Source organism: Alteromonas genovensis (assembly GCF_010500895.1).
GTDB lineage: Bacteria > Pseudomonadota > Gammaproteobacteria > Enterobacterales > Alteromonadaceae > Alteromonas > Alteromonas genovensis.
Map to the genome: position 1 here is coordinate 328548 of NZ_JAAAWO010000004.1, position 17719 is coordinate 346266.

The following is a 17719-nucleotide window of genomic DNA, read 5'->3' on the forward strand; positions in this document are numbered from 1 at the left end:
ATGGACATAAAACAAGCGATTGAGCAACAAAATCTAGCTTTCGCTAGACAAGTTAATCGTATTCTGGACCGTCCAATACCTGAGGCACTTTTTGAAAAACAACTGAGTCAACATGACCCTATGAGAGTGGCAACACTTGCAGTTAAGACCAGGAAGAGCCTGAATGATCATAAGCCTAATGGTCGCTTGAATCATAAACTGACTAAATTTGACCGTTTTATTCTCTGGCTCAAGCGAGCGAGAGCTTAGAAAAAAATCAGTGGTCACTTATCTTTGTAATTTGTATAAGCGAGGAGAATTCGTTCGATATCTTGCCACCTTATGCGAACAAAGACGATAACGCTGAGATTGACTGATATATATTTCACATTTGGTTGGCTAATCAACTGTTGTTGATAATGGGCCTGAGATACTAATGAAGTGTTATCTTGCATCAATAAATATATTGGCGGTTAATTTTTATGGCCTTGATATAACAATTAATTTTGGTTGAAGTCTGTCAAAGACAACAAACTAAAGCAAAACAATGATAATAGCTAAGGAAAAGCATGAAGGAATTACTTAACTTAAGACAGATGATTACTCCAAGGTTACTCACGCCTATATACTGGGCATCGACTGTTTATATACTAGTTTATGGAGTAATAATCTTATCCAATTACCCCAGCCGTTTGGGTTTTGAGAAGCTAGTCGGGGCGTTAGTATTTATTGTGCCTGCACTTATTGTTCTCAGGATAACTTGTGAAATCATCTTAATATTATTCAATATCAATGATAATTTACAAAAAATAGCTGATAAAAATTAGCCGTTTGCAAAAAAGTCTATTCCCTTGAATGTCTACCTTAGTTTTGGCGCACCGCAAAGACTGGAGCCTTGCACTACGTTCCATGGGCTTATGCCGAACTTGAAAAAGCCTCTTAATCATCTCATGCATTAGACTATCGTCAAAAAATGAATGCTTAAGATGTGTATGAGACTTCTTCGGTAGGCATTGAGAATATGTTATCAGCAAAAAAGCAGTAAATCGCCGATGCGGCTTCATTGACGGTTAGTCAGTCAATGATATCTGCCTAGTACCTTCTTTTAATAAAGTAACGCGCGATATAAAAAATAGCGACTGTTTTAAGTGGGGTAATGTACAAAGTTTGAAGCTAGTTGCTCTAAAAACTCCACTTTTTCTAACAGACTATTAAAAGCTTTTTGCTCTACAAACTTTACTTGTTCTAAAAGATTATTAAAGCCTTCTTGTTTTGCCATTGATGCTGTCTCCTTGTCTAGCGAAGCTTCTATCAATACTGAAGAGTCACAATATTCAGTAATTTCCCCCCAAGAAGCTTCGAAATTCGAGCTTACCCGAGGGCCATATAACTTCAAAGGCGGTATTGCTATCGAGTTTACAGACTTTCCGCTTTGCTTCGCGAGCATCGCAAGAAACTTCAAAGTTATGTGAGAATAAAGTCCACAATCTGCGGCAAACCATAGAACGTCTTGTGGAATGCTTTTAACGTAACTTTCGAGAAACTCTAAGTGCTGCTCACCAATGATGGCTTCAGCAATGCCGTTCTTAGGATAACCGGTGCAGTCCCCAAGAAATGAAGTAGTCAATATAGAGCGCCGAATCTCGACTTTTTTGCGTGATGCATTGAGCCGTGGTGGAAAGTTATTTCTTTGACAATCAAAAATCCCTATAAATGCTGGATTAGTTATGCGTTTGAAGTGAAATTCCCCTACTATATTTTTTACTTGCGTTCCTGGCCCCATAAATCTCCTTTCTCTCTTACAGCTTTGTTTTTAACTTCTTATAATTCCATATTTTTAGAACTGATATACAACATTTTTAAGTTCGCATTTATTCAAACGTCAATTCCAAACTTAGCCTTGCCTACATGCATGGCGTGAAGTTTTATGACCATGTTTATATGGTCAACAGAATTGGCATTGTAGATGGTGTAATGACTCAACAGCACGCTACGTAGATATAACTTTGTAGCAGTTCAATAATGGCTCGATTTGTAATTAAGACTGAAATTGTACACTGTCTTTTGTCTTAAGTTTGACTTGCCTGATTGTAAGTATAGGGGTATGTGCGAGGTCAGGTAAAAGGAATTTGTCTAGCAAAAATTGGGCGATTCAAAGATTCTCTGGATGAGTTAGGAATGACAACATGAATTAACGGTTAGCATTTTTTTTGCGAAATGCACTTTTGAAAGAATTAGGTATAACTCCATCATCACAGAATAAGGCCTCTTTGATGCGAAACAACTTATCGTCAAAGCGTGGTTTATCAGTAATAGCATGCCTCAGAAAAAACAAACTGTGACTGTCTGGCAGGCCCCTTTTATTAAACTTCACACTTGTAACCCTGTTCACTGCTTCTTTGAGTGCAAACTCCATCAGTGCGTTGTGGCTTATATTAAAGTAGTTACAAAATTTCTTATATGACTCCACATCTTTAGTTGGCATATCGCAATAGATAGTCTCTACTACTTTTGGAAACGAAGAAATCTTTCCAATTTGTTTTCGCTCAAGAAAAGCTCTCGCAACATCTGAGTTTGGCGGAGGAAAACTCCATGGAGCTTTTTTCGCATACGCCCATTCCAAATACGCCATTTCGTGAAAGAAAAAAGCTGTATACCAGAATTTCTTCACAAGCCCCAAGCTTGTTACTACTTTGCCAAAGTCATTTACCACTGGTGTGGATATGTAAAATCGCTGTGTAGACATACTATCTGTGATAATTCTCACAAAAAATTAAAATTTAAAAAAAATAAAAAAAAGTTACATCACTTTCAATTAAAGCACTCAAAAAGCCGCCATGAGAGTTTTATTAACATATAAATATATGCACTTCTCTTCACTTTCCTCCAAATATGGCAAATAACCACTTATAACGCTTCAAAAAAAACACATCGGACCACGGTAAACGTTAAATAAAAAATTACAATAATCAATGTTATAAAAAAAATTACTGAACAAAAAACAATCAAAAAAGACCTTAATACTATACGTTTGATAATCAAGAATAAATACTTTTAAACTAACAACAATGCGTCAGGGAGACTAAAAAACAACCAACTTTAAGGCTTTTTGATGAGAATACACCCGAAAACTTCAATAAATGAGTTCTTTATAAGACTTGGGAATGTTTCAACATTTTCTAGGGTGCTTTTTCATGCAACCCAACCTTTAAACTTAGCAAAATACGTCTATAGTTCAAGAAAACAGTGCATTTTTTGTGCAAAAAAATATCTTGGACGTAGCAGTAAAGTCGTAAGTAAGAGCAGCATGATATTTTTTTGCGTGACAATAGTAAGACTATCCACGGAGAAACAGATCATGCAACGACTTCGAAAGCTGCCTCGTACGAGCAGAATTCTTCGCCTTTCCGGTTTTAGCTCGGTTAAAAACCACGCTCATATGTATTGCGAAAGTATGATGGAAGGGCATGCGCTTCTACTGTGTGAGTTTGATGACACTGTTCTTCGATACACTACACAACCTTTCACCATTAACTACACACTTTTTAATCGCAAAAGGCGCTACACACCCGACATTTTGATAAAGCTGAGAAGCGGCGCTTACAAAAGCGTTGAAGTGAAACCGTTCGATAAGCTCCAAAGCGAAAAGAATCAACATAAGTTTCAGATACTCCAATCACTTTTTCCTAAAGAGATCGGTCACGAGCTGACGTTACTTTCCGATCGAGATATTTATATAGGGGAGCAATTCAATAATTATCAGGCGCTCTATCCATACCGCCGTCACCCACTGACTAAGGATGAGAATAGAGTTTTCTTATCAATTCCATCGATACTGACATTTAAGCAGCTATCAGATTTCAGAGGGTCTTCGTTTATAACTGCTATGCGCCTAGTTGCACACAGTAGCCTCAGTTGGGATGTATTCAGCCCGTTGAACTCAGAATCAATACTTAAGAAGAAGTAAGCCCACATGTATTCACCGAATATTGAAACTGGTTCATCATTTATTTACCGCAACAAGCAAGCGACATTAGAGTCATGTGGGCCAAAGTATGTAGTCCTTGAAATTGAAGACAACAACTCTCCTCTAACTCTACGTATCGAAGAGTTCTACAAGGATATGCAAGACGGCCTAGTAAGGGCAGCAGAGCCACAACAAATTCTCGTTAAACATTGCCAGCTTACAACGCCTCAAGACCGCTATCTTGCACAAAAATACGAAGACTACATCATGCCGCTACTCAGTGAAACCAGCCCATGCAGCCATGAGACACGTCAAAGAGTCATCGAGAGCGTTGCGACAAAAAGAGGTGACAAAGATAAGAACAAGCCATCTCCCGCGACGCTATACAACTGGTATAAAAAATTTATAAGTGCCAAAGTGAATCGTAACTTTGCTGCAATGGTGAACCCACATCGAAAAAAGAGAGGGAGGAGAGCCACGCCATGGGTACAAGATCTTTTTCACGACATCGTTGATAGACATTACTTAAAACCGGAAACAGATGGGGCCTTAAATCGAAAAGAAACGTTTGACGAATTTGATCGGGCGTTCCATGACCAGTTAGCAAAACTCTGTGAAAATGAGCAACAAAAAGTCAGAGGAATTTGCAATTCAACTTGCTATGAAATGCTGGAAGAATACAACCCTGTCGACATCTATATAGCACGGCATGGCTATGCAAACGCAATAAAACGTTACCGAAGCTCCACTGAGCATTTTGTCGCTGAACGTCCGCTTGAGTTAGTTCAGATTGATGCTGTGCATTTAAACCTTGCGCTACGTAACGACGTTGGTCAATACCTCGGTCTCGTTGTCGTGTATTTTGCTATCGATGTATGTACAAGAGCAATACTAGGATACGTCATATCCGTTGCCGAACAACGCAGAGAAGAGCTGTCTTGCGCGATTGAACTGATTAAAAGTGTGATTTGCCCTAAGGAAAAACCTAAACACACAACTAATGAGTGGCCGTTATTCGGAGTACCTGAAAAAATTCAGCACGATTCTGGGATATTCGCAAGCCATCATTTCAAAGCATTTCTCCAAGAGGCCGGCATTCATACATATCAGAACCCTGCCGGGCGCTCGTGGTTTAACGCATTAATTGAGCGTTTTCACCGCACCTTCCGCGAACAGTGCTGCAAAAGAATTCCAGGTTACGTTGGGCGTCGCAATGATGAAAAAAAAGACTCAGTGAATATTAAAGCAACGCCGTTTTCGACAAAAGAACAATTACAGCAAATTATCGAAGCGTACATTTTAGACTTCTATCATCAAAACAGTCACAAGGGCTTAGGTGGTAAAACTCCTCAACAAGCCTGTGAGCAGCTAAAAGGGCATATACAACTACCAGCTCTGTCCGTAATTCAACAACTCGACTCATTCGGCGGGGTTCTCCAAAAAGCAAAAATTCAAGCCCACAAAGGTATCCAGCGAGATAACTTGTTTTATATGGACACTCAAGGTCAACTTCATCGGCTGTGGGAAAAGTTGGGCGGTAGAAAAAATGGAAGAAACCCTGAAGTTCAGTTTTACAGCTCAGGGCTAGATATATCTGTAATCCACGTCGTAGATCCGTTCACAAAAACAAGGTTTTCAGTTCCATGCACATCAATCAAAACAAAAACATCTATTTCTGAATACAAGGCTCAGAAGTCATTGTTTAACAGTAAGGCCTCTCGTTTAAAAAAGTTGCCTGAGTCGATGACATCAATATTGGGTGATGTTCAAAAATATAAACAATCTAAAGAGAAGCAAAAAGTACAGAAGAAAAAGGCTCGAAGAAGTAAGAATGCTATTGCTGCTCGCACAGATACGAAGGATATGAATAAAAAATCATCTGAGCAGTTGAATAATATCATCGAACAGAATTATGCAGGAATTAACGAACCACCTCCCATGACAGAAAAAAACGATGAAGCTAATAGTATACAAAAGTCATCGCGCAAACGAAGCAAAAAAGCCGTCATCAAAAAATTCGAGGTTTAACATTGAAAATTTGCAACAACGGTCTTAGCGACGGTTACAAGTTTAAACAACATTACTCTTATGTTGATAAATTCGACAGCATTATGACTGCCATAGCTGACAATATTCGATATCGGTTTGGTGAAGACTGCGGAATTATAGTAGCTGGAGAGTCAGGCACCGGTAAAACGGCACTCTCAAAGCGCTTCTTACAAGACAACTGTGAAAAAGATTCGAAAGAAAAAGACGGTGTTTTTGGTATCTATGTCGAAATTTGTGGGAGTGGGTTTGAAGCACTATACGAAGACATGCTCGAACAACTGCACTGTAAAAATCCTAAGCTTGGAAGTGTCGCATCTAAAAAACGACGTGTTATTGAGTTAATTAATGCCCTCGATGTCAAAGTTGTGTTTATTGATGAAGCGCAGGAAGGATTGCCTGGAGCCGTGTTGCCCAGTTCAGGTTATATCAAGCTGCTAAAAGAATTTACTAACAAGACAAACGCCAGCTGGATACTTTTGGGGCCTGAGAAAGTAAAGAGCATTGCAGATATTGATGAGCAAATGAGTGAACGTTTCACTCGAATTTTGACACTAAAAGCATTCGACTGTAGAGGCAATGAGAACACTGAAGAGCTGATGGAGTTTATCATTGGATTACTTGTGAAACTGCCACGTAAAGTGCCGTTTTTTCAATGTCTGCTCGACTCGATGAACGAAACCGGCAGTGATTTTGAGTACAAAGATGATGTCGACTATGAAAATTTGTTTCGATTCCTTCTCGCGACCAAAGGAAGAGCGCGCCGCATTGCTAGGCTACTCTCAGATTGTATCGACGACACTTGCTCTCATGAAAAAATCACTGCAAGTGTTCTAGCAAAAACTTACGAAAAAAAATATCGAAATGATATCGAGTCAATTAATCACGGGTGGGTAAACCCTTTCAAGTTGCCTAAATCGAAAGTGATTGAGCATCTTAAAATCTGGGGGTTATATGCGTAATCATTTCCCCGTTCGACCTCGGCCAAAAGCTGACGAAAGCATTGATGGCTTTCTTATTCGTCTTGCGAAGAAGAATGGCTTTTTTTCCATAAAGGATATCTTCAAAGTGCTTGGATTAAAATATTATCCTTCATCATTAGACGTTACTCATGAGCGGTTTTACGAATTCATCGAACAGCTAGCACCCACGTTACGTTGCTCGTCCGAGGAGCTGTTTAACCCGCTTATGAAAAATACGGAGTATCTCCGAGATGCAAGCCGAATAGTGATAGACATCACATCCAAAAGCCCCAAAATATGTATGGGTTGCTTATCAGAACAAGAGCCATACATAAAAGCTAGCTGGCAAATGGTCCACTTCACACATTGTGAGCAGCATCTGACGACATTGATTGACACGTGTCGAGGTTGCGGTAATAAATTGCGATGGGATGCTGATTTACTGAATGGTTGCTCCTCGTGCGGCTATAGATGGGAATTACCAAATACAGCGCTCGTTCAGAAAATACCGATGTATCAGGCCATACACTCTACTCTAGAGCACGATGCTCTGAAAGTATATTTGATAGCACTCTTTGCAGCTGTTGAGTATATTGCCAACCCATGCGTCTTTATACCTTTTCAGGCCAAATACTTTAAGATGGATACGGTTGAAGTCAGCTCAATACTTTTTCAAGCGTACGGATTAATTCAAAATTCTTTTTATTTGACTCAGTTTCATCGTTCCGTTGTATCCTACTTGGATAAAAGTTACTGCTTCACAGACAAATCATCACTACAGAAACTACCACATAATTTAAGGGCACTACCGAAGCTCCCAATATCCCTAGCTAGGGATGACCACTTTCAATTTAAACTTTTAGATGGAAGTAACTGTTACACCAGCGCTCTATCGCTTACTCAAGCTGCCTCACTGCTGGGTATTTCAGGGACGGAACTAACTGAAATAACAAAGCATCTCTCATTATCTGTCGGTAAAGTATCAAGAATTGCTGTTTATCAGCTAAAAGATCTAGATGCATTTGCAAACTCTCTTATGGCGAGAGCCGTCTTCGTCGAAGGTAAACAAGACACTATCCCAATTACCTCACTTTCCAGCTTGTCTCATAAATTTTTGTTTAACTACGGTGAAGCACTCGAGCTTATTTGGAATAACAACGTTTCTCTCTACAGAGAAAAAGAATCAGCTCTTTTCAAAGATATACGAGTCGACAAGTATGAATTGATGAAATTACTCAAGGAGAGCGAAGAAAGACAATTTGAACGACTACTTTCGCCTTCGGAGCTAGCAATATACTTCAACGTCAACATATTAAAACTCAGAACAATGGCTGAGCTTCTGCGATGGGAGAAAGTTCAAGTCAATCGAACTAGCTATCAATTCTCTCCAAATGCGATAAAAGCTTTTATAAAAGATTTTGTAGTATTGGAAAAGTGGTGTGATTTTCAGCTCTATGGCAAAGTTCCGCTTAACAAATATCTTTTAAGCGAAGGTTTCAAACCTCTCGCAAATCCTTATGAAGAAAAATGTAAGCTATTCATATATAGGAAATCGGACGCACTCTTAGATGCAATTGCTCAATTCGAAACGCACTGGCACAAAGCACAACCTCCTCGAATATTGAAGCAACAGTTTCAAATTCAAAAGCCTACTGTGCTATCCGATTCTGCTAGTCAGCAGTTTCAAGGACGCTGCACAGTATGAAATATTTGAGTCAAAATAACTATGTAGCGAGCATATTTGATGAGAAATTTAGGTCTGTAGAAAAACTATCTCAAACTCCTTAGCTATGAACTTTATAGAGAAACGTTTTAGATCTATAGATTGGCTCTCTGACTTTCTTTATAAGCCTGTCGTATTAGAATTTTCAGCTCGTCGTCATTAAGGGGCCATTTTACTACCGGAACGCCATCATACTCACATATGATGGATGTGCCATGCCTTTAGGCTCGTTTGTGCACTTCACACGTCGCGTCGAAGCACGCATCTTATGCTGCTTTCTGTATTCTTTCAGCTTCTTCTTTTTGCATGACAAGAAGTCCTCGATTCAAACTGGTCGAATTCGACCAGTTTAAGTACCAGAGTTACAGCCAGATATTATCAAAAAACGTCAGGAAATTTGTAAACAAAGTAAAAAGCGCCCAGCACAAAGGCCACGAAAGCTAAAACAATCACGTACGGCACAAAGCTCACGAGTTCGATATTCATCACTTATTTTTCGTTGCGTGATTCTTCGCAATATACCATGAGCCGAAAATCATGACTGACAGCGGCAATGTGCTTGAGTCTCGTTTTGTCTATCTTCACTCATCTCGCTGAAAGTGTGCAACAAGCTGTTGCACTAGTGCTCAATCAAAATTCTGCGGCTGAATAATTATGCAGTAGCCTTTTGCTAAGCTCACTTCGTTTACATGGCAAAAGGCTCAAAAACGCATGCAAACATGCAATTTTGTGACAAAATCGAGGGGGCTAACTGAGTGCGCGTAACATCGTTAATGTTAAATACTTTCCTTCTTCGAATCTCAACAGCACTGAGTCTGCTAAGTACATGCCTTTGACGCTGTGGGGCTGAAAAGTACGTATTGCCGCCGTTGGAGCATTAGGTTCTATGATGACAATTAACGATAACCAAACATATCCGACATTTAGTTTTGTTTGAATCATTTACTCTAAAGCGGACATTAACGCCATACTCACCGACAATTTTGTAGCGTAGCGGAAAAATTGTACGAGTGCAGTGATTAGTTAGGTTTACTTACTACCACTCTTTGATTAATTTTAAACGTTTCGCTTGCTCTTTTGTAAGGTTTATTACATGACCCATATATACTATTCCCCAGATAGTACCACTGCGAGACCCGTACTCAGAACGTAAATATTCCAATTGAGCATCCCTGAACTTAATCCAGGCTAATTGGGATGATTTAAGTTTTGTGTTTTTACTACCGCCTAAATTCTTATATGCTCGGTTTAGTTCTGCATCCCAAGCTTCCAGCACAAGCTGCCTGCACTGTTTAATACCAACAGTATCACTAAATGTGCCTTCGCATTCATCTGCTGCTAAATCTATTGGATGCGTTGTTAACACACCGTTCAATTTGAATTTAATCCCTGTTTTTAAGTCTTCTACCAAGATCCCGTCTGTATTGTTGTATATAACACTCATTTCTCTAGAGCTATTAGTTCTCTGATCATTTTTTTCCCACTCATAGAGCTTGTCAAAATCGATATCACTGTAAGTTGTGTCGATTACATCTCCAGTATCAAGTTTTATAACAATGTAGCCGGGATCATGGATCTCAATAAACTTTCCTTTAATACCTTTGCTCGTAAAATAATCAATGCTACTCGGAAACTCATTGGCAAAAAGCGAACTTGATGAAACTAGAAGTAAAGAAAATGTAATTATAAATTTCATAGAAACCTACCAAACTATTGACTTGTAACGCCGTGCTTTGTTAAGCATTGAATCGACCAGGCTTTACTAGACAGATTTTCGTTTGAATTCTTCTAGCTTTTCATAAGTTAGTGGCCGCAGTGTTTTGATGCGTAATTCCAGACCAAGCCTGAAATCTAATAGTGCTTATTTGCATTATAACAGGAGTATATTGCCGCAATAGTGTAAATATTCATTATTACGGTAACGTAAAAAGCCTTTATGAGTTGTAGGATTAGACATCATCTGACTTGCGGCTTCAGACAAACAGTAGACGTTCAACACCGCCAGCAGGGTGAAAAAACCAGAGCGAAGAGGCGGTTTTTGCATCCCTCTGGCTGGCCTTGTTAGGCATTTTCTCTGTTACTTGGATGAACTCGCTCTTTAAGAATGCGGGTTAGATCATCTACAGATAATGGGCCAAAGTTCATGTTTTTTCGAATTTCTTCAAAAACTGAAAGCATTCTTCCATGCCCATCTAAAGATGGGCAATGAGAATTAAAATTTCTACCTTTGAATTCTTCAAATCGCTCTAAATCATTAACAATAAAAGATGCAATTCCCATATAGGAAGATTCATTGTTTCCATCAAACCCAGGAAACTTAGGGTCTTTTCCAAACGGTTTCGCCGCCTCTTCTACATGTGCTTTTTCTTCTGCTGACAGCTGCTCATAACTATGCTCAATAAAGCTCCACATATCCAGTATATCAAGGACCTCTTTAACAATTTCTGGATCATCTTGATCCTCAAAAGGTATCCCAGAATATTTCCAAGGTATTGCCCATAAGTTATTACTAAAGATTGCAGACTGTATGAATTTTGGCTCAATTTCACCTTCTATTTCTAAATTGTCATACAGCTCACTTAGCATAAGGAGTATTAGCTTTTCACCATCTGATATTTTCATATTACCTTCCAAATTATTTAGCTGAGACAGGACGTTCCTGACGCTCGTCAGCGAGATCTTTCACAAAGGGCATGAAGCTATTAATCTTGTAATAAATCCTCTTCCCAACGTCTTTAATGGATTCGGGGTCAGAAGCATCTGATAATGCTTCAATATCCTCATTTAACTCACGACACAGTGAGCTAGCTTTATTTACAAAGAGTTCAGAGAAGTTTGAGCTTTGCTCATTCAGAAACCTTGCATACTCCTCCACTTCCTTTGCAATACCATGAAAATCGACGCCTTTTAGCTTTTTGATATTACATGACGGCCCTATCTTCGATACAACGGATAAAATTCTATCTGTTTGGGCATGAACTTTTGAAACCTCAACTAAACGCCTACGATCGATCATCTCGTCTCTAACTTGTACTGCCTGAGACGCGGAATCAGCAGCCTTACCAGCCTCAATAAATGCCCATATCGCAGCCCCAATAGATGCAACCGATCCTAATATTGACAATATACTTTCCATTTATTCCTCAGGTTGTTCTTTAGGATTGCCTAACAGCTTATTACTGAGACTTCATAGTAGCACCCGTTTGCCCTGAAAAACCATAATCTGTGTTTTCATAGGAAAGAATGTCAGACGTCCGCTTCACCTATAGCGGCCACTCGTCAGTTTTTAATTAATCGGAAACTGGTTAAGTGAAACAGGCATTTCATTTTCTTTCAATGCAAACACAGAGTAAGATTTTTCTAGGGAAACGGGTGTTAATATGAAGCTTCAGAAACATTTTGTTAGTTAAACCCGTGAGTGGAATTTTGGTTGCTGTAATTTGCCTACCTGTTTTCGGGTGGATTTCTCACTGTAGTTGCATCTTTATTCCGAATGCGTTCTATAGGCGACGCTTTAGATTTCTTTGCAGAACTTGCCATCGGGCCTTTAGTCATACATAACGATGTAAATGCTCTTGCTGGGAGGCTTTTTTTTGAGTAGTTTACATAATATTATTGGCATTGGGATGCAAACACATGGGCTGCGCCGCTTAGCTTCAAATTTTAGCCCAAATATTATCGTCCTTCGGTGGGACATTAGCTAAAGGTGAAACATGGATGAACAAACCAATACAATTGTAGGATTAATATTTGGCGTAATTATGATAATAGTTACGTGGATAACAATTTCCAAACGCGAACAGCAACTTGATGAGCCTGATGACGATAGTGTCGTCTACCTAGAGCAATTAACTGCAACATCTACACTCCAAAATGGTGGTAAATACCTTCTCAGAATTGTACGGCAAAGCGGAAATTTACAAAAAGATGATCAAGTTTTTGATTCATCTGATGCTGCTATCAAGGTTGCGATTTCTACTTTTAAGCGCGCAAAAATCGAATATGCCGTTATCACAAAAAATACAAACGTAGAGTTCTTTTTTAGGCGTCCATACCACCATCATGGTGGAAAGTCGGAAGGTAAAAAAGTAGGTAGTGTAGAGATCTATAAAATCGAGTAGCGCTATGCTAACAATCGCATGGACTCGCCCGTAATCTTGCTAAAACACTATCACATCGACTTAGTCGCCTTTCTCCAGTTTTAGCTTACGTAATATTATACGTTATGTGTGTGACAATCTTATATGGATAGTTTTTCAGTATGAGTTATATTTCCAAAGTTTTTAATGTAATGATTGCGTCTCCAGGTGATGTGGCTTCAGAGCGAACTATCATTCGTGATGTTATTTATGAATGGAACGCTGTGCATTCCGAATCCAGGAATATAGTTTTAATGCCCATTGGATGGGAATCACATTCCTCTCCAGAAATGGGGGCGAGTCCCCAAGAGATAATAAATAAACAAGTTTTAGATAAGTGTGACATCCTAGTTGGTGTTTTTTGGACTCGTATTGGAACCGCTACGTCTGACTATACAAGTGGAACAGTCGAAGAAATCGAAAAACACATATCTTCTAATAAGCCAGCCATGCTTTATTTTTCTAGCCAACCTGTGGCAATGGATACAGTAGACCTAAACCAGGTCGAAGAGCTTAAAAAGTTTAAAAGCTCTTGTCAAAGTCGTGGCCTATACGAAGGTTATGATAGCCATTCCGACTTTAAAGAGAAGTTTTATCGCCATTTACAACTTAAAATAAACGAAAACCTTTTATTTAAAGGCATTAATTCGGAGAGTATTTCTCCATTAGTCGAGTCTTCGGCCCAATTACCCGAGTTGAGTCATGAAGCACGTATTCTGCTTAAAGAAGCTAGCCTAGATCCTCACGGTCATATTTTGCATGTTCGTTACTCGGGTGGAACAGACATGCAAACTAATGGTAAGAACTTGATTTCATCAAACGAAAGAAGAGAAGTCGCTAAATGGGAGTCCGCTCTTAAAGAGCTTACACAGAAAGATTTGTTGGTTGAACGAGGGTATAAAGGCGAGGTATTCGAAGTAAGTAATTTGGGCTACCAAATCGCGGATATGATAGAACTCTAACTGTAACGAGACCAGTTACATGGGAACAATTCTTCTGCACTGTACTTTCGCCGATATTGCGCGCCGTTGGCGCAAGAAAAGACAAGGATCTCAAAATGACAAAACTCGCGGCATTATCTTCCGAAGCGATAAAAGAATCAGTTCATGCTAAGTTGGAAGCTTACAAAAATCTAAATATCCTTGAACAATTTGCCATGTTCATTGGTAAAGCTCAAATTCTTGAGTTTGGTTTGAAGGGATTGCTCACAAGGATGTACGGCGTTCCATCTGAGAATATGAAAAAGTGGACGCTTGGAAAAACTAAAAACGAGCTACGAGATAGAGGCTTAAGGCCAGATTTTATTACCTTTCTAGAGAGTGTTGTTAATTATCGCAATGATATGGCGCATGAGTTTCTTCTTAACAATGCAATAACACAATCAATGGCAAATTTCAGCGAACGTAAGCTTTATGGTGATCTATTTCGAGCAATTTATGAACTTGAAAAAATCATAATACTTTATGATTGGTGCGAAGAGAATAACGGCTGGCAGTAAGGCAGTGTATTGATTACAACCTGCTCTGAAACTGTTAGGTGATAAAGTGGAACAAAGCCTGGCAGACTCTTGTGTACGTGTAGCAGATATTTTACTTTTCCCATGAAATACAGAATATGGTTTATCATGGGAGAAAACTGATACTGTGAAGTATCAGTAATAAGCTGTTATATGCAAGTAGCATATCCGTTAAGCGAAATCGGGCTTGAATACTTCTCGTGTTTTTTTGCTGAACCAATTGTTTGGTCTATTCTCAAGCAACGATAGTTTAGTCTCGACGCTATAGTCTTTAGTTTGTTCAGAGTAGTCGATTAGTTTCTGAGTATCTTTCCAGTAGTTTCGATGGAAACCATTTTTAGGTGATTGAACCAAATCCCTAATGATTACGGCGAGTAGTTTGTGTATGTTGAATGACCTGTTTATTTGAACATAGTCAAGGTCTTCCATTTTCTCTGTAACAGGACTCTCATCCGACTGTTTACGATTTAAAGCGTTTATCCACTGACCATGCGCAATTTTATTACGAATTATGCTCTCCTTTTCGATGATTTCTTTTACTTTATTTAAAATAGATTCGTGTCTTTTTTGTAAGTCACTGTTCTTATTAATATCACCAACCTTGCTAAATGCAATATCAACTAAGAGTTTCCAACCAGCAACAATTCCATGTGCTCTAGTTTCTGCTTGGATATCCTCTATTTCACGAGGATGGAAAGCATTAGGAGTATTTTGTATTTGTACAAATTGTGATTCTGACCAAGCAGAATACAGGAGAGCAAACATTGTGGTTTTAGCTTTTAAAGCAAATGTATCCTTGTCTCTAATACAATTATTCAGTTCGCGAAGCTGGTTGGCTTTTACTTGAGATAAGTATCGAACATTTTCACTCTGTAGAACGTAGACGTTAAAAATTTGTTCTGGAGTTTTGAGAGGAGTTCTTGCCATAAAGTCACACCCGCGGATTTGGTGGGGGGGACAGGACTCGAACCTGCATCACCACATCATGGATGTGTAGTATTGAACCGTATTATACTTACCCCCGTGTATGCTAAGCATTCTACAATGAAAAGCTTTAAAGTCAAAAGTTTAGGTTTGTTGAATATAACAAAGCATTTAAAAGTGATTCTCAACGCATGGCATTTTTATTCCATCGTTGAATTAAGTGTTTACGGTGGTATGGTTAGGTTTTGTGATCGCGTTGTTCATACCTTAGTGCACCGTTAAATGTCCGCTCTTTTTCTTTTTGAGTCCGCTAAAGCTGGCTATGGGGCAAAAAAGTACGTATTGCCGACGTTCGGAGCTACAATCGTTCAACGAATTCGCTTTTTATTTCACTTTCCTGTTTTGCGAACGCCCAAGTATATGGCTTGGCACTGTAAAGCTTTACTATACCAATAGTGATTTATTTATATACGAACTATAGTTCGCATATAAATAGATCCGCAAAATATTAAGTTTGTTGCCAGCGCTGTCGCAGAAATGAATGATAAGAGGAGGTTCGGTTTGATAGAAATTAATATGCGGTTCAAAGGATCCGCATCATTTAAATGTTAGCTTTGCAAAGGAGTCTCAGCATTGTTCGATACATTGCCTTATGATTTGGTAAAGTTTTTAATGCAATTCGTTGTAATTGTGGTGGCAGGCGGGTATGTCTCAAAATACTACTCAAGCCTTCAAAAAGAAAAAGAAGCAAAGCAAAGGCTCATTCATGAATTTTCAGAGATATTTGGTCAATTTATAGCTCTTCGATTCAAAGTGAATGTGCATCTATATAAACATGATGATAATGAGCCACATTACTGCATGATGACGGCTCAAGAGTTAAAAAGATTAATAATTGATAGTTACAATGAATCATGCGATTTACTTGGGAGATATCAGGCAATCAAGCCTTTAATTCATGTAAACTTTAATATAAAAAGTGGAGAAATAGATTTACTGCATAATAAATACCATAGGTGGCGACGCTCACTTCGAGAAAGTAAGCCAATATATCAGTCTGAGCAAAAAGTAAATGACGGAGAGTATAAAGTTCTAAGAAGTACGTACTTAAATATTCTCAAACAAATGAAAGAGCAAAGCTAACAAGGCAAATTTAGCCGACGCGCAAAAGGCGTGCGGCTGATTTGCGGCGTTTAATGTCTGCTGATCGTCTTTTCAGCCCCACAGCGTCAGAGGCTTGTACTTAGCGGACTCAGTGCTGTTGAGATTCGAAGAAGGAAAGTATTTAACATTAACGATGTTACGCGCACTCAGTTACCCCCTCGCTTTTTTGTCTCAATATTGCATGTTTGCATGCATTTTTGAGACATTTGCCGTGTAAACAAAGTGAAACTGCTAAAACACTACTGCATAATTATTCAGCCTCAAAATATCGATTCAGCATTGTCCAACAGCTTGTTGGACAAATCACAATTAGACCTTTTCAAACGCCTCATTTTCATTAAGCTATACTTAATTGCACACTTTCAGCGAGATGAGTGATGATAGACAAAACGAAGCTCAAGCACATTATCGTGTTTACGTTCGCATTCGTGATGTTTGGATTTGTGCCCATTTTTTTAATGCACGTTCTGACGAACGTTTTCGATATTATGTTAGTAAATAACGATACAGCGCGTGCACTGCTGATGATATCGCCCATTGTCTGTTGCATGTCCGGCCTGATTTTAGCTTTCATCTGGCTCATTAAGAACCCCGAGCTTTTATGAATTGCAGACAGAGGACTGAGTATGTGTATGAACAAGGTAGATATTGAAAAAATAGAGAAAGCAGCAGAAGACGCGTGCTTCGACGCTATGTTTGAAGTGCATCGACAAGCACGAAAATATGGCACGACAGTCGTCTCCGAGGTTGACGGGGTAACTATTGAAAACCGCCACTTTCTGACGAAGAGTTAGCAAGTCGGCAGTCACGTATTAGAAAGCTCAACAAAAAGCGGTGAGCTAATTTAAAAAAGTTTAAAGTTCATGAACTGTCGCGCACTACAAATACCAATGCTTAAGCATTGTTAAATTTTGATTTATGAAGCGAGAAGCACAAAAAAGGCTCTATTAGTGCATTGTGAAGAAAAATATAACTGCGAAGAATAAACGTTTTTAATTAAAAGTATGCTCATCGACGCATTAAATGACGCCTCTGAATAAATATCTGACTAATGACCATAGACTTTCCTCAGTCTGAATGAAAAAAGAGTCCGGAAACTGCTACTAGTAGACCAGCTTTTAGCGCATTCTAATGTGTGAATTTGACCCGCGTACGACCTCTATTGGTAGACTGTGTCCGTCCGGTAATCCCCACATTCAATTCATAAATTAGCTACGGCATGGTGTTCTTTTTTTGCTAAGGAGAATACCCATGCAGCGACACCAACGAAGAGAAGTGCAAGACTGGCTCAATTTATTT

The 17719-nt window shown here is 39.0% G+C and carries 17 protein-coding genes; 11 read left to right on the plus strand and 6 right to left on the minus strand.

Features of this window, described 5'->3' with window-relative positions:
• Window positions 1–249: a hypothetical protein gene (locus tag GTQ48_RS08015; protein ID WP_163106117.1), complete on the plus strand. Its 249-nt coding sequence runs from the start codon at window positions 1–3 to the stop codon at window positions 247–249.
• A gap of 326 nt (window positions 250–575) precedes the next feature.
• The gene (locus tag GTQ48_RS17920) at window positions 576–806 is read left to right on the plus strand and encodes a DUF4282 domain-containing protein (protein ID WP_420837599.1); all 231 of its coding nucleotides are present in this window, start codon (window positions 576–578) and stop codon (window positions 804–806) included.
• Between the two features lie 317 nt (window positions 807–1123).
• On the opposite strand, the gene GTQ48_RS08025 is transcribed toward GTQ48_RS17920, so the two are convergent.
• The gene (locus GTQ48_RS08025; RefSeq protein WP_163106120.1) at window positions 1124–1762 is read right to left on the minus strand and encodes a hypothetical protein; all 639 of its coding nucleotides are present in this window, start codon (window positions 1760–1762) and stop codon (window positions 1124–1126) included.
• A gap of 408 nt (window positions 1763–2170) precedes the next feature.
• Window positions 2171–2692 (minus strand): hypothetical protein, encoded by a 522-nt coding sequence (locus GTQ48_RS08030; RefSeq protein ID WP_163106121.1) that lies wholly within the window; start codon window positions 2690–2692, stop codon window positions 2171–2173.
• A gap of 645 nt (window positions 2693–3337) precedes the next feature.
• Here GTQ48_RS08030 and GTQ48_RS08035 point away from each other — a divergent pair.
• From GTQ48_RS08035 to GTQ48_RS08050, 4 genes are read left to right on the plus strand one after another with little or no spacing between them, the layout of a single operon-like run.
• Window positions 3338–3946, plus strand: a complete 609-nt coding sequence (locus tag GTQ48_RS08035) for a TnsA endonuclease N-terminal domain-containing protein (protein WP_163106122.1) — start codon at window positions 3338–3340, stop codon at window positions 3944–3946.
• A 6-nt stretch (window positions 3947–3952) separates the two neighbouring features.
• On the plus strand, window positions 3953–5974 hold the full coding sequence (locus tag GTQ48_RS08040) for an integrase core domain-containing protein (RefSeq protein ID WP_163106123.1): 2022 nt from the start codon (window positions 3953–3955) through the stop codon (window positions 5972–5974).
• A 2-nt stretch (window positions 5975–5976) separates the two neighbouring features.
• Window positions 5977–6954, plus strand: a complete 978-nt coding sequence (locus GTQ48_RS08045; protein WP_163106124.1) for a TniB family NTP-binding protein — start codon at window positions 5977–5979, stop codon at window positions 6952–6954.
• Entirely contained in the window at window positions 6947–8659 is a 1713-nt protein-coding gene (locus GTQ48_RS08050) for a TniQ family protein (protein ID WP_163106125.1), read from the plus strand. Before GTQ48_RS08045 ends, GTQ48_RS08050 begins: the two co-directional genes overlap by 8 nt.
• Before the next feature lie 1054 nt (window positions 8660–9713).
• Here GTQ48_RS08050 and GTQ48_RS08055 read toward each other — a convergent pair.
• The 3 genes from GTQ48_RS08055 to GTQ48_RS08065 form a co-directional block, all read right to left on the minus strand.
• The gene (locus GTQ48_RS08055) at window positions 9714–10373 is read right to left on the minus strand and encodes a lysozyme inhibitor LprI family protein (RefSeq protein ID WP_163106127.1); all 660 of its coding nucleotides are present in this window, start codon (window positions 10371–10373) and stop codon (window positions 9714–9716) included.
• A gap of 365 nt (window positions 10374–10738) precedes the next feature.
• The gene (locus GTQ48_RS08060; RefSeq protein ID WP_163106128.1) at window positions 10739–11299 is read right to left on the minus strand and encodes a YfbU family protein; all 561 of its coding nucleotides are present in this window, start codon (window positions 11297–11299) and stop codon (window positions 10739–10741) included.
• A gap of 13 nt (window positions 11300–11312) precedes the next feature.
• Window positions 11313–11813 carry a hypothetical protein gene (locus GTQ48_RS08065; RefSeq protein WP_163106130.1) on the minus strand — a complete coding sequence of 167 codons (501 nt, stop codon included), beginning with the start codon at window positions 11811–11813 and terminating at the stop codon, window positions 11313–11315.
• 577 nt (window positions 11814–12390) lie between these two features.
• Here GTQ48_RS08065 and GTQ48_RS08070 point away from each other — a divergent pair.
• From GTQ48_RS08070 to GTQ48_RS08080, 3 genes are all read left to right on the plus strand, one after another.
• Entirely contained in the window at window positions 12391–12798 is a 408-nt protein-coding gene (locus tag GTQ48_RS08070) for a hypothetical protein (RefSeq protein ID WP_163106132.1), read from the plus strand.
• Between the two features lie 140 nt (window positions 12799–12938).
• Window positions 12939–13778, plus strand: coding sequence for a DUF4062 domain-containing protein (locus GTQ48_RS08075; RefSeq protein WP_163106134.1), 840 nt, complete (start codon window positions 12939–12941; stop codon window positions 13776–13778).
• Window positions 13779–13873: 95 nt separating this feature from the next.
• On the plus strand, window positions 13874–14314 hold the full coding sequence (locus tag GTQ48_RS08080) for a hypothetical protein (RefSeq protein WP_163106135.1): 441 nt from the start codon (window positions 13874–13876) through the stop codon (window positions 14312–14314).
• Between the two features lie 189 nt (window positions 14315–14503).
• Here the strand turns inward: GTQ48_RS08080 and GTQ48_RS08085 are convergent, their stop codons facing one another.
• Window positions 14504–15259, minus strand: a complete 756-nt coding sequence (locus tag GTQ48_RS08085; RefSeq protein WP_163106137.1) for a hypothetical protein — start codon at window positions 15257–15259, stop codon at window positions 14504–14506.
• 630 nt (window positions 15260–15889) lie between these two features.
• Here GTQ48_RS08085 and GTQ48_RS08090 point away from each other — a divergent pair.
• Entirely contained in the window at window positions 15890–16399 is a 510-nt protein-coding gene (locus GTQ48_RS08090) for a hypothetical protein (RefSeq protein WP_163106139.1), read from the plus strand.
• A 653-nt stretch (window positions 16400–17052) separates the two neighbouring features.
• Window positions 17053–17214, plus strand: a complete 162-nt coding sequence (locus GTQ48_RS08095; RefSeq protein ID WP_163106141.1) for a hypothetical protein — start codon at window positions 17053–17055, stop codon at window positions 17212–17214.
• Window positions 17215–17719 lie beyond the last annotated feature (505 nt).